This window comes from Sporosarcina jiandibaonis, from assembly GCF_013184495.1.
GTDB lineage: Bacteria > Bacillota > Bacilli > Bacillales_A > Planococcaceae > Sporosarcina > Sporosarcina jiandibaonis.
In genome coordinates this window covers 1,198,420-1,212,480 of sequence record NZ_JAAOIY010000001.1, presented here as the reverse complement: position 1 = coordinate 1,212,480, position 14,061 = coordinate 1,198,420, and the positions used below count along the sequence as shown (strand labels likewise).

General features: G+C 36.6%; 11 protein-coding genes. All 11 read left to right on the top strand.

The annotated features are described in order from the left end of the window. Positions 1 to 3 precede the first annotated feature (3 nt). The 11 genes from G8782_RS06180 (at position 4) to G8782_RS06130 (ending at position 14,039) form a co-directional block, all read left to right on the top strand. Positions 4 to 2,277, top strand: coding sequence for a glycoside hydrolase family 65 protein (locus tag G8782_RS06180; protein WP_172369994.1), 2,274 nt, complete (start codon positions 4 to 6; stop codon positions 2,275 to 2,277). Positions 2,278 to 2,505: 228 nt separating this feature from the next. Then, entirely contained in the window at positions 2,506 to 3,426 is a 921-nt protein-coding gene (locus G8782_RS06175) for an ArsR/SmtB family transcription factor (RefSeq protein WP_172369993.1), read from the top strand. A gap of 309 nt (positions 3,427 to 3,735) precedes the next feature. Continuing rightward, a complete protein-coding gene (locus tag G8782_RS06170; RefSeq protein ID WP_172369992.1) occupies positions 3,736 to 5,004 on the top strand; it encodes an ABC transporter substrate-binding protein in 1,269 nt (422 codons plus the stop codon). A gap of 87 nt (positions 5,005 to 5,091) precedes the next feature. Further along, a complete protein-coding gene (locus tag G8782_RS06165) occupies positions 5,092 to 6,030 on the top strand; it encodes a carbohydrate ABC transporter permease (RefSeq protein WP_246231552.1) in 939 nt (312 codons plus the stop codon). After that, positions 6,020 to 6,853 (top strand): carbohydrate ABC transporter permease, encoded by an 834-nt coding sequence (locus tag G8782_RS06160; RefSeq protein ID WP_172369991.1) that lies wholly within the window; start codon positions 6,020 to 6,022, stop codon positions 6,851 to 6,853. Before G8782_RS06165 ends, G8782_RS06160 begins: the two co-directional genes overlap by 11 nt. 17 nt (positions 6,854 to 6,870) lie before the next feature. Further along, entirely contained in the window at positions 6,871 to 8,640 is a 1,770-nt protein-coding gene (locus G8782_RS06155; RefSeq protein WP_172369990.1) for a glycoside hydrolase family 2 protein, read from the top strand. 151 nt (positions 8,641 to 8,791) lie between these two features. Beyond that, positions 8,792 to 9,679, top strand: a complete 888-nt coding sequence (locus tag G8782_RS06150) for a PucR family transcriptional regulator (protein ID WP_172369989.1) — start codon at positions 8,792 to 8,794, stop codon at positions 9,677 to 9,679. A gap of 200 nt (positions 9,680 to 9,879) precedes the next feature. Beyond that, positions 9,880 to 10,977 (top strand): ABC transporter ATP-binding protein, encoded by a 1,098-nt coding sequence (locus tag G8782_RS06145; RefSeq protein ID WP_172369988.1) that lies wholly within the window; start codon positions 9,880 to 9,882, stop codon positions 10,975 to 10,977. A 215-nt stretch (positions 10,978 to 11,192) separates the two neighbouring features. Next, positions 11,193 to 13,256: a BglG family transcription antiterminator gene (locus G8782_RS06140; RefSeq protein WP_172369987.1), complete on the top strand. Its 2,064-nt coding sequence runs from the start codon at positions 11,193 to 11,195 to the stop codon at positions 13,254 to 13,256. A gap of 19 nt (positions 13,257 to 13,275) precedes the next feature. Beyond that, a complete protein-coding gene (locus tag G8782_RS06135) occupies positions 13,276 to 13,761 on the top strand; it encodes a PTS sugar transporter subunit IIA (RefSeq protein WP_172369986.1) in 486 nt (161 codons plus the stop codon). Then, positions 13,761 to 14,039, top strand: a complete 279-nt coding sequence (locus G8782_RS06130) for a PTS sugar transporter subunit IIB (RefSeq protein WP_172369985.1) — start codon at positions 13,761 to 13,763, stop codon at positions 14,037 to 14,039. Before G8782_RS06135 ends, G8782_RS06130 begins: the two co-directional genes overlap by 1 nt. Positions 14,040 to 14,061: the final 22 nt, after the last annotated feature.

The following is a 14,061-nucleotide window of genomic DNA, read 5'->3' as shown; positions in this document are numbered from 1 at the left end:
AAAGTGACTTGGAAAATAACTAAATCAGAGTTAAATAATGAAGATTTATTGCTAAACGAAAGTCTATTGTCTTTAGGAAATGGTTATCTCGGGGTAAGAGGGAATTTCGAGGAAGGCTATAAGGATTCGTATAACTCGATTAGAGGTACATACATAAACGCTTTTCATGATGAAACAGAAATTAATTACGGAGAAAAACTTCATGCATTTCCAGATATACAGCAAAAAATCCTGAATGTCATTGACGGACAAGGGATACATATATATATTGATGATGAACTTTTTTCTATGTTTGAAGGAGAGGTAATTGATTTTGAACGAAATCTGCATATGGATGCGGGTTTCGCTGAAAGAATCATACACTGGAGATCACCTAAAGGAAAAGAAGTTAAAATTATTTTTAAACGACTTATTTCTTTTGTTACCAAAGAATTGTTTGCCATAGACGTTGATATAATACCTGTAAGTCACATAAAGCAAGTCAAAATTGTTTCAACTGTTAACGGAGATGTTTCTAACTTTGTCGATAAAAACGATCCCCGACTAGCTTCTGGTCATGCTAAAAGACTTCATGTGACAGAAGTTCGTAAGGAAGAAAATCTTAGCATAGTAAAAAATATTACCTATGCTACAAAGCTTGAAGTGGCTTGCATTACTTCTTCTAAGATTGAGTCAGGGGTATATAAATACAAAAGTAAAACAACCGATGGAACCGTAGAAGAGACCTATTTATGTGAAGGTAATGGAGTTGTTCAATTTACAAAGTACAATGTTTATACAGATTCATTAAGACATGGTGAAGATGTAATTGCTGAAGGACTGGTTATTCAAGAACAACTTAAAGGAACTAATTTTGAGAATCAATTATTGCTTCAAAAAAAATATCTTGATAATTTCTGGAGCAAATCTGATATAAAAATTGATGGAGATGCGAGTCTTCAAGAAGGAATCCGTTTTAACCTTTATCAACTATTGCAATCAGTTGGTAAAGATCCAGTTAGCAATATTGCAGCAAAAGGTTTATCTGGAGAAGGCTATGAAGGGCATTATTTTTGGGATACTGAAATCTATATGTTCCCGGTTTTCTTAATGACGAACCCTGACATTGCAAAAAATCTTTTATTACATCGATACTCAATTTTAGATAGCGCCAGAGAACGAGCCAAAGAGATGGGACATAAAAAGGGTGCTTTATTCCCTTGGAGAACAATCACTGGGCAGGAAAGTTCGGCTTTCTTTCCCGCTGGAACCGCACAATATCACATAAGTGCGGATATCGCATATAGTTATATTCAATATTATTTAGTAACGAAAGATGAATTATTTTTAAAAGATTATATAGCTGAAGTCCTCTTTGAAACTGCACGTCTATGGATTGACACTGGCCACATGAAAGATGGTTTATTTAGGATTGATAGCGTCACTGGTCCTGACGAATACACTTGCGTTGTAAATAATAATTATTATACGAATGTCATGGCAAAACATAATATGTTGTGGGCCGCTAAAATCTATAATCTATTAAAAGAAAAAGACAATAAACATTTGGAGCAATTAGCATCTGGACTAGAGCTGACTGAAGCCGAAGTAATCGAATGGACTGCTGCTGGAGAAAATATGTATCTTCCGTATGATGAAGAGCACAAGATTAATGCACAAGATGATAGCTTTTTGCAAAAGGATCGTTGGGATATAAAAAATACCCCAAAGGAAAAATTTCCCCTTTTGTTGAATTATCATCCGTTAACACTATATAGGTATCAAGTGATTAAACAAGCAGATACTGTCCTCGCTCACTTTTTGTTAGAGGACGAACAAGACTTTGAAATAATTAAAAATTCCTATGATTACTATGAGCAAATAACTACTCACGATTCATCGTTATCGTGTTCCATATATGGGATAATGGCTTCCAAATTAGGATATAAAGAGAAGGCCTATAATTATTTTACTGAAACTGCAAGACTGGATTTGGAAAATACACAAGGCAATACAAAAGATGGTCTGCATATGGCAAACATGGGCGGTACGTGGCTTGCGATTGTTTATGGGTTTGCTGGCTTACGAGTAAAAGAAAGTGGTCTATCATTAGCCCCTTCGCTTCCAAATGAATGGAATTCACTTGAGTTTCATTTGCAATATCAAGGCAGACTATTAAAAATCTATTTGGAAAGAAACCAAGTAACTTATTTGGTTATCGAGGGAGAAGATTTAACCATTGTTCACAACGGAAATTCTATTCATCTAGAAAAAGGCATAGAAATGAAGGTTCAATAATACCGGGGTTTAGAGGAGAAATAAGGAATAGCTAAGTGAATTAATAAGTTGAAACAGGAATATTTATTTAAATACTAATATAATAACCCAGAGTATTACTTTCTGGGTTATTTTTTGTGTTTAAAATAACTTGTTTTTTTTGTATATATAACTAAAAGTTTTAATTTACATGCCATACGCTTATACTTTAATTACAACAAAAGTGAGAATGAAACTGGAGGTTTAAAAATGAGAACGTTAAAGTTAACGTTTGAAGATGCGATAGAAGTTAGTAAAGCGGTTTCAAACAAACATCGCATGGCTATATTACGCCTATTGAGTGAACGGCCGCATAATGTGAATGAATTAGCAGAACGATTAGGTTTACCGTTTTCAACAGCTGCATTTAACGTCAACAAATTAGAAGAGGTTAATTTGATATCAACGGAGTTAGTTCCTGGACGAGGTACACAAAAGATCAATACTAGAAACTATGATCAAATAATAATTGACATTAGTCCTCAGGAAGATAACGATGAGGAAAATACAGTCGTGTATGATATGCCGATTGGGGATTATTTTGATTGTGTTATTGAGCCTAGTTGCGGACTGGTTGGTGTAAATGATTATATCGGAAAGCATGATGATCCACGTGCGTTCTATGAGAGTAATCGACATCGAGCCCAATTGTTATTTTTCAAAAAAGGTTTTATCGAATATCGTTATCCAAACCATCTACCAGACGGTAGTGTGCCTGAGCATATTGAATTCAGTGCTGAAATATGTTCAGAAGCCCCGTTGTATAAATTAGATTGGCCATCAGATATTACAGTATGGGTAAATGATGTTGAAATTTGCACATGGACATCTCCAGGAGATTTTGGTGGGGAACGAGGGCTACTAACCCCCGGATGGTGGTTAACAAACCATACTCAATATGGCTTATTGAAAAAATGGAAGATTACTGAAAAAGGCGTTTTCCTAGACGGTGTCCAGATTTCTGACCAGTATGGAATTTCTGAACTCAAGATTCAAGAAAGACCTTATATTTCATTTAAAATAGGAATAAAAGAAGACGCTGCGAATCAAGGTGGAATGAATTTGTTTGGTCCGGAATTTGGGAACCATAATCAAGGCATTGAGATGAAGTTAAAATATAAGAGAAGGTAAGTGACTAATCCTAGTGGTTAGTCATTTTTATTTAGATTAGAAACTAGTTATCTATTAACTATTATTTATTATTACAACATTACTTGCAATGAAACATGTTTATGTGTTATAAATAGAAATGAAAGCGCTTTATGATTTAGGGGGGGTGTCTTTAATATTGCGGGAAAATTGCTGCTAGTTTGTTTAGCAGTTAGTTTACTTATTAGTTGCGTAAACGAAATTGGTATCAATAGATTGATAGTGAAATAATTTACAATGATTCTTGTTGGATTTAAAGGTCTTACTACTATAAAAGATGGGGTGAAATTTATGTTGAGTAATAAAAAATGGATTGGAATTTTTATGACTACACTTTTAGTCATAATCCTAGCAGCATGTAGTGGCAACAGTGGCAGTGAAGAGGGAGGTAAAAGTTCGGGAAAGAGCAATGAGATAAGTTTTTGGGCACCTTTCTCTGGTCCTGATGGTCCATACATGAAGGAAATTGTAGAGGCTTATAATAAGAGCCAAGATGAGTACAAAGTTAATCTTCAAATCGTTCCGCAGTCTGAGTATTATAAAAACGTAGATTTGGCGATTAACAGCAAGAAAGATACTCCGGATTTGTTAATTATGCACGGCGACCAAATTTACACTTATTCCGAAAAAGGTATTTTGCGCGATATTGGTGAAATGATGGGCGAAGAGATTTCCGTTGATCAATATCATGAAAATGGTATTGAAGCGGCAACTGTTGATGGAAAAGTATATGGAGTGCCTTTGGATATTCACCCGCTCATGTTTTATTGGAATAAAGATATGTTCAAAGAGGCGGGCTTAGATCCTGAACAACCGCCAACAACTCAAGAAGAATTTCTCGAGTATGCTGAAAAGCTGACTAATAAAGATAAAAACCAATATGGTTTTGCAGTTCCGACACTTTGGCCGCAACAATTTATATTCCCGACGCTTGTAAAACAATTTGGCGGAGAGTTATATAAAGACGGGGAGGTTAACTTTACATCTGATGAGGTAGTTGAAGCACTTCAGTTTGAAGTAGATTTAATTGAGAAATACGGTGTTTCACCGAAAGATATTCAGCAAGATGGAGAAATAACATTATTCCTTCAAGGAAGAAGCGCTATGCACTTCAATGGACCATGGATGCTAGAACAGTGGCAGAATTCTGAGCTCAACTTTGGAGTTTCTACGGTCCCTCAATTAGGTACCGTGCAAGAAGGGGTTTTTGCTAACTCTCATAACTTCGTGATTCCTACTAGTGTTGATGATGAGAAAATTGATGGAATAACAAACTTTTTACGTTATGTTGGCGATAATGCACTAGCTTGGTCAAATGCGGGGCAGGCGCCTGCTTCTAAAGCAGTCTATGAAAGTGCAGAATTCCAAGAAGTCAATATTCAATCACCACAAGTCGCAAAACAATTTGACTACGTTACTTTCTCACCTGATGTAGAAAACTGGGGTATGGCGATCGATCCTCTAATGGAAGCTGTGAATGCTGCATTATTAGGTCAAAAAGATGTTAAAGAAGCACTTGAAGAAGCACAGAAAAAAGCATCACAAGCTTTAAATAAATAATTAATAATAAAAATAGCAGGGGCTTTTCCTCGTGAATAGAGCCCCTGCTATACTATTAAAAACTCAATCAAATTGGGGTGAGGGCTATTGTCTGCTGAGATTGAAAATAACAAGAAAAAAAGAAATTGGAAATCCAATTTTACTTCATTTTTATTTGTCCTGCCTTATCTAGTAATGTTTGTATCCTTTTTATTTATTCCTTTAATTTATGGAGTTTATATAAGTTTCAGGGATTATAACTTATTAGCCACGGATCATCCTTTTGTTGGACTCAGTAATTACGCAAAAATATTTAATCCCGACTCAGTATTATCCTCAATATTTTTCGAGGGGCTATGGAAGACCTTGCAATTTGTCATCTATTCCGTTCCTCTATTGGTAGTCGTTGGCTTAGGGTTAGCGCTACTACTGAGTAATTTGCCGAAAAAACTTCGCGGGATATTTAGAACAGTTTACTTTCTACCTTATGCCGTTTCTGTTTCTGTTATCTCTATTCTATTTTTATGGATACTTGATACAAACTCGGGTTTACTCAATAACTTTTTAATGAATCTGGGATTCGATCCTGTCCCATGGTTAACTAGACAACCATTCGCTTGGATTTCCCTAGTAGCTGCAACCATATGGTGGACGATTGGTTTTAATATGATTATTTTCATAAATTCCCTAAACGAAGTCCCCGAAGAAATTTACGAGGCTGCATCTATTGATGGGTCCAGCGCATGGCAAAAATTTATACATATTACACTGCCAACGATTAGACCGATAATGTTATTTGTCATTATTATTTCGACAATCGCCTCATTTAACGTATATGGTCAGCCATATTTAATGACAAGAGGCGGGCCAGGAGATTCCACTGAGGTACTGCTGATGGGGATTGTCAAACAAGCCTTTGAGCAAAGAGAATTAGGTTCTGCATCGGCAATGGCGATTTTAATGGCATTGATCATGATTTCAATTTCGGTTATTCAATTTAAAATATCCAATCCGAAAAAAGAAAGGAGAGGTGGAAATGGGAAATAAACGCAATAAAATACTATTGGTGATTTTGGCTAGTCTAATAGCGGTGCTTTTCCTGATACCTCTTCTTTGGATGATTTCAACATCATTTAAGAATGATTACGAAGCAATTGCAGGTGGGTTAAACTGGTTCCCCAAGAATTTTACTTGGGATAATTACACGTATACATTACTTTCTCAGGCTATTGATGTTCCAATATTTAAATGGATGTTCAACTCTATTTTTGTTGGAATAGCCGGGACGCTCATTATCGTTGCGATTGACGCGATGGCAGCATACGGTCTTGCCAGACTCGATGTTCCTTTTAAAAAAGTATTGTTTCCACTATTTATCAGTACATTAATGATTCCATTTGTTATCACTTTTTTACCGCTATATATGCAGTTTAGCAACTTAGGTTTATTAAACACTTATGCTGCGTTAATTTTTCCATATACGGCAAATGCCTTCGGCGTGTTTTTACTTTATCAATTTTTCAGAGGTTTTCCTAAGGAACTGGAAGAAGCTGCACGACTTGATGGCGCTAATAAATGGGATATATTTATCCGAATCGTTATTCCGTCTGCGCGGCCTGTTTTATGGACATTAGCTATATTTTCTTTCATGCAAATATACAATGATTTCTTATGGCCTTTGGTCGCAACGAATACACCTGAAATGAGAACAATTACTACGGGAATTGCGATTATGCAACAAGGTAGTTTTGTTTCTTCTTATGGAAAATTAATGGCGTTGACGACAATTGCGACAATACCGATCTTAATAATCTTTTTGATCGGACAAAAACAGTTAATAAAAGGAATTACTCAGACAGGTATTAAATAACAACGGAGGTTAACATCATGGCATATTTAATTGAAGAGTACCCAAGACCACAGTTCCAACGAAATGAATGGTTAAATTTAAATGGCGAATGGAACTTTGCATTTGACGATAATGAAATAGGATTGAAAGAAAAATGGTACAACTCGTTTCCAAAACAAACGAAGATAAATGTTCCTTTTGCGTACCAAGCTGAACATAGTGGAATTGGCGATCCTACATTTCACGATGTTGTATGGTATCAACGTAACTTTACAATCCCATCAAACTGGAAAGAAGAAGAGCTGCTTTTGAATTTTGGCGCGGTAGACTACAGAGCGTGGGTTTACGTGAATGGAGAAATGGTAACTTTTCATGAAGGTGGAAATACACCTTTTTCTGCGAATATTACGCATGTCTTGAAAGAAGGGGATAACAATCTTGTCGTGCGGGTTGAAGATCCTTCGGAGGACGCTACGATTCCAAGAGGCAAACAATATTGGCATGAACAGTCAGCGTCCATATTTTACACGAGAACGACTGGTATCTGGCAAACAGTTTGGTTAGAACCTGTCAATAAAAGTCGGATTGATACAATTAGGTGGACTCCTCAAATTGACAGAGGGGATATCGATTTGGAAACAGAAATTCTCGGCGATATTGAAGACGATTTGACGATGCAAATCTCTATTTCGTTTAAAGGCCAAGAAATCATCTCTGATACTACAAAAATCTTTGAAGGTTATACAAAGAGAAGCTATAATATACGAAATCGTTTCACGGATCGTAGTAATATTCACGATCATGGATGGTACTGGACGCCGGAAAGCCCGAACCTATTCGACGTTGAAATCGAACTCCTGAAAAAAGATACAGTAGTGGATACGATCAGTAGCTATTTCGGAATGAGGAAAGTATCCATCGAAAATGGAAAGTTCATGTTGAATAATAAGGACTACTATCAAAAATTAGTACTCGATCAAGGCTATTTTCCAGGCGGCTTATTAACTGCGCCATCTGATGAGGCTTTGAAACGCGACATTGAATTAGCGAAGGAAATGGGCTTCAACGGAGCTAGAAAACACCAGAAAATTGAAGATCCAAGATTTCTTTATTGGGCAGATAAGTTAGGATTTCTGGTTTGGGCAGAAATGGCGAACTGCTCCGAATATAGTGAAGCAGCGGCTCAGCGCATGAATGCGGAATGGATTGAGGCTGTCAAGAGAGATTATAATCATCCATGTGTTGTCGTTTGGGTCCCTTTAAATGAAAGTTGGGGAATATCGCGAGTCGCTTATGAAAAGCAACAACAACATCATTCATTAAGTATGTATTATTTAACGAAGTCGCTCGATACCACGAGGCCTGTGTTATCTAATGAAGGTTGGGAGCATACTATATCTGATATTTGCGGGATTCATAATTACAGGTCGGCAGAAGAGTTGGAGCAAGCTTATGAAACTTTAGAGTCGGCACTCACCACGACCTCCGCTCAACGACCGATTTATGCAGAAGGCTTCGAATACAACGGCGTCCCTATTATGATTACTGAATACGGCGGCATTGCGTATGATAAAAAACAAGAAGAACTAGAAGATGGCTGGGGTTATAGTGCCGTTAATTCAGGAGAAGCATTGATTAAACAGTATAGAAAAATGACGGAAGTATTGTTTAATTCCAAAGTCGTACAAGGCTTTTGTTATACGCAGTTAACGGATGTAGAACAAGAAATAAATGGCCTGCTGACGTACGATCGTCAACCAAAGTGTGATTTAAGCATCATTAAAAAGATTAACGATCAAAGTGAATAAATGATTTAGAAGGTAAAAAAGCTAAACGGATAGTTTAGCTTTTTTTATTGGCGAAAATATTATATACAAGAAATAATAAGCTAGTGTGTTATTATTAGTGTGGAAATAGAAAATTCTATAAGTTTTCAATGAAATTGAAAGAGGCGTTCCCATGATTAATCAACTTAGAAAAGTTTACTCGACCCTTATTGTATATAATGAAGGAAAAAATAAATTAGATCAAAACTATAAATGGTTTGTCACTGGTAACCATGAAGTTATTGGCATTCATGAAGATGAATTAACCTCGAAAGATATTTCTTTATTAGAGGCTTTTTTGGTTCCTTATAATATAGAGCTTCCTATTTTAACGGAAGAGGAAGAAAAGTGGAGACAGGTTATACAGTCGAAGGAGCCAACTGATAATGCATTCGAATTAGATTCTTCTTTTCGATTTGTTTACTTCTTCATCTCGGAAAATCAAATTAGCCCCAACTTATTTAATGATGCCATCCATGAATTGTTTGCAAAAAGAGTTCCGATCTTATGGAAAAATGGTAGTGAAGGAATCATTATTGAAAAGCAGCAAGACAGCGATGAGAACCTATCCTATGATCAAATCATTGATGTCCTTATGAGTGATCTTTATGTGAATATCAATTTTTTTGTGGGTCCTTTTAAAGAAGATTTAAAGGAAATCAATCATCACTTCGAAACGCTGACGAATGATGCTAAAACAGTGTTTGGTTATACGAATAAGCCTGTCGTGACCTATGTTGATGCAATACCATACTTATTGATCCATCAAACAGAACCAGAGCTGCGCGATGAGATAAGTAAAACGATTTTACAAGAATATCTCGATGATGAAGATACGCTGAAAATGATTGAAACATTTGTACAATGTAATTTAAACATTTCAGAAACCGCGAAGGAACTCTATATGCATAGAAACAGTTTGCAATATCGACTAGATCGTTTCTTGGAGAAAACAGGCATAGACGTCCGCCAATTTCAACACGCCATGCCGGTTTATCTTGCGATGTTGGCGAGGAAATGAGTGAATCCCTGGGAACAGTGTTTTATCAGGGGGAAATTCCCTGTACGATAATGACAGTAAATGGCCCACTATTTTCAACAATGTAATCTTGCACAGTAACTATCTGAAACTTTGTGCATATCTACCATTACTATAATCCAACCAATCTTGTATGCTTAAAGCAGCAAATGAAAGCACTTACATAACTGGAGGGAATGGGAATGGCTGAGCTTAGATTAGTAGGAATCAAGAAAGTTTATGATAAAGATGTTGTATCGGTTAAGGACTTTAACCTAGAAATTCGCGATAAAGAGTTTTTAGTATTAGTTGGTCCATCTGGTTGCGGAAAATCTACGACCCTTCGTATGATTGCTGGTTTAGAAGAAATCACTGAAGGCGATCTTTACATAGGGGATAAACGAGTAAACGACGTAGCGCCGAAAGACCGCGATATCGCGATGGTATTCCAAAACTACGCACTTTATCCGCATATGGATGTTTACAACAATATGGCGTTTGGCTTGAAACTTCGCAAGTTCAAAAAAGACGAAATCAAAAAGCGTGTAGACAATGCAGCTAAGATTTTGGGACTTGAAGAACTTCTGGATCGTAAACCAAAAGCACTTTCGGGCGGTCAACGTCAGCGTGTTGCACTAGGACGAGCGATTGTTCGAGACGCTGAAGTTTTCTTGATGGATGAGCCACTTTCAAACTTAGATGCTAAATTACGTGTACAAATGCGTGCAGAAATTCAAAAATTACACGCTCGTCTGCAAACAACAACTGTTTATGTTACACATGACCAAACAGAAGCAATGACGATGGCTACGCGCTTAGTTGTTATGAAAGACGGTATTATCCAACAAGTGGGAGAACCGAAAGAAGTTTATGATTTCCCTAACAATATTTTCGTTGGCGGATTTATCGGTTCACCTGCCATGAACTTCTTAAACGGTAAAATCGAAGGCAACCATTTTGTTATGGGCGACGTTAAAGTTGAAATTCCAGAAGGAAAACTTAAAACGCTTCGTGATCAAGGTTATGTCGGAAAAGATATCGTTCTTGGTATTCGTCCAGAGGATATCCATGACGAGCCACTTTACCTTAAATCATCACCAGAAACAAAATTCAGTGCGCATATTGAAGTAGCCGAGTTAATGGGATCAGAAATTGTTCTTTATTCTAAAGTGGATGACCAAGACTTCGTTGCACGTGTAGATGCACGTTTCAATGCAACAGCTGGTCAAACAATCGACTTCGCTTTCAACCTTAGTAAAGCACACTTCTTCGACAAAGAGACGGAAGAGCGTATTAAATAATATTGTCAAACCGCCAACAGGAAAAGTTTCCTGTTGGCGGTTTTTTTGATTTTGATTCTGACACCAAGCCTCCGTTCAACACCTGAAAATCTCTTCAAACAAACCACTCAAACACAAAGCACAATGATGTACAATGTAATCCTAAAAAATTGTGCTGAAAATTTGTACAACGTTTGGATGTGCCGTGATATGCTTTAAACAGAAGGAGGGGCGCTATGCAAATTGATATTCGAAGTCGTACGATTTTCGATGAATTGATAAGTAATCCTAGTATTACTAGTAAGGAGTTAGAAGCAGAGTATGATTTAACTCGTAGACAACTAGGATACAGTTTCGACAAAATCAATAATTGGCTTGCATTTAAAAGTCTTCCTGCAATCGAGCGAACTCGACAAGGTCATTTTATAATTGATTACTTGATTTTATCGGAGTTCAGTAATACAAAGACGATTGGATCTGCAAATCAGAATATTATAACTGAACAACAGAGAGTGTATTTGATTATTGTAATGCTCCTGTGTAAAAAAGAGGAACTCTCGCTTTTTCATTTCACAAGTGAATTAGACGTTAGTAAAAATACTGTTTTGAGCGATTTAAATGAAGCGCGAAAATTAGTAGACAACTATGACGTAACCATTCGGTACTCTAGAAAACATGGGTATTTAATCGAAGGTGAAGAGTTCTCGATTCGAAAACTATTAATAAATATTTTCTACAAGATTATTGAAATTCCCAATGGGAAAAGTCGTATTCAAGCACTGGTCAACATCAAAGAAGCCGAGTTGAATGAACTAAGGCAACGCCTTGAAAAGATTGAAAATAAGCTGAGCCTCAAATTTACAGATGAAAAAATTGAAACAATGCCCTATACACTTTTACTCGTATTACACAGGGTGAAAATCAATACATTGAAAACTTCATTTTCCATTCCATACAAGGAATTATCAGGAACGAAGGAGTATCAGGCAACAGAGGAATTATTATTTGATCATCAAGACATTCCGATGATAGAGCGTTTGTTCATCACCTTGCATTTGCTTACGACAAACGTCTATTGGTCCGAAACATTAACAGACGATGAAGTTCCTAATTTAGCACAAGCAGTTGAGGATATGTTGCGATTGTTTGAAAAAAGCGCAGCGATTTACTTGAAAGATCGGGAAGAGCTCATAACTAAGATACTGCTGCATATGAAACCGGCTTATTACCGGATTAAATATCAGCTGACAGAAGTATATGACATCAGCTATTCACTAATCAAAAAAGAATTAAAAGAGCTGCACCATCTTGTAAGTCAGTCGACAAAACCATTATCAACATTAATCGGACATGCTATTCCAGAAAGTGAAACCGCTTATTTAACGATGTTAATTGGTGGATGGTTAAGGCGACAAGGTGAAAATCTCGAAGAAAAAACAAAAGCAATTGTTGTCTGTCCGAAAGGTGTATCTGTATCAAGATTAATGTTTAGTGAATTACGAGAGTTGTTTCCAGAATTCGCTTTTCTTGATTCACTATCTGTACGGGACTTCTATAATTTTGAACTAGACTTTGACGTTGTCTTCTCTCCTGTTTTTTTAGAAACTGATAAAAAGTTATTTCTTGCTAGCTCGTTTCTTGAACGTGAAGAGAAAAATCGACTTAGGAAGCAAGTCATGCTTGATTTACATGGGTATATCCCTTTCGTAGTCAATATCGACGAGATACTCCAAATCGTGAAAAAGCATGCGGTTATTGAGGATGAAAAGTCGCTGGAAAAAGAATTGCGTGATTATGTAGTTCGGGATGGCAAGTCAACAGCTTTCAATGATGAACTAAAACTTTCCGCTAGGAATTTAAGCGATTTATTAGCACCAAGTAAAATCACATTAAGGAAAGCGGTTTCTTCATGGGAAGAAGCGATTCGATTGTGCGCTAAGCCAATCGTCGAAAGTGGTCATATTAAGCCGGAATATGTTGAAGCAATTATTAATCAAGGTGAAAAAGACCCTTATATTGTCATAGCACCTAATGTTGCAATCCCGCATGCGGCGCCTGAGGAAGGCGTCAATGATGTGGCAATGAGTTTATTGAGACTAGAAGAGGGCGTCAAGTTTGGAGAAAAGTACATAATTAACTTGGTTGTCATTATCGCCGCAAAAGATAAACAACAACATTTCAGGGCGTTAACACAATTGATGAAATTAGCACAATCAGAAAAAGATCGATATGAAATGATACAATCGCAATCGATTGAAGATATTTATGACATTATAAAAAAGTATTCTATTGATAACTGACAGTTTAAGGGGTGCGGAAATGAGCAATTTATATTTTAGTGAATCAATTATATTATTGGATTTAGAAGGAAGCACTAAAGAAGACGTATTACGTGCAATGGCAAAAAATCTAGTAGAAAAAGGATTAGTTAAAGAATCCTTTACAGAAGCAATAATTGCCAGAGAACAGGAATATGCAACAGGATTACCAACAATGGGGGTGTCCGTAGCGATTCCGCATACAGATATCGAACATGTCAGTAAGAAAACGATGAGTGTTGCTGTATTAAAAGAACCAGTCGATTTTGGCGTGATGGGTGATCCAACCGAAATAACGCCGGTGAAATTGGTTTTCATGTTAGCTATGGATAAAACAGATTCGCAACTCAGCCTATTAACAAAGTTAATGCAAATATTTCAGGATGAAGCGATTTTACTTCAGCTTGCGAATGAAAATGATAAGTCGGAAATACTTAATTTATTGGCAACTAAATTAGATTTTGCATTGGAAGGAGGTGGCCAATAATGAAACAGGTATTAGTAGCTTGTGGCGCAGGAATTGCTACATCAACAGTTGTTAACAATGCAATTGAAGAGATGGCGAAAGAGAACAACATTAAAGTGAACTTAGTTCAAATTAAAATCACTGAAGTCGGTGCTTATGAAGATACAGCTGATTTACTCGTCACAACAGCAATGACACAAAAAGAATATCCATTCCCAGTAATTAACGCGCGTGCGTTCTTGACAGGAATTGGTATGGAAGATACAAAAAAACAAATCTTGGATGAACTACAAAAATAATTTGTCAGTTTACAAGAATAAT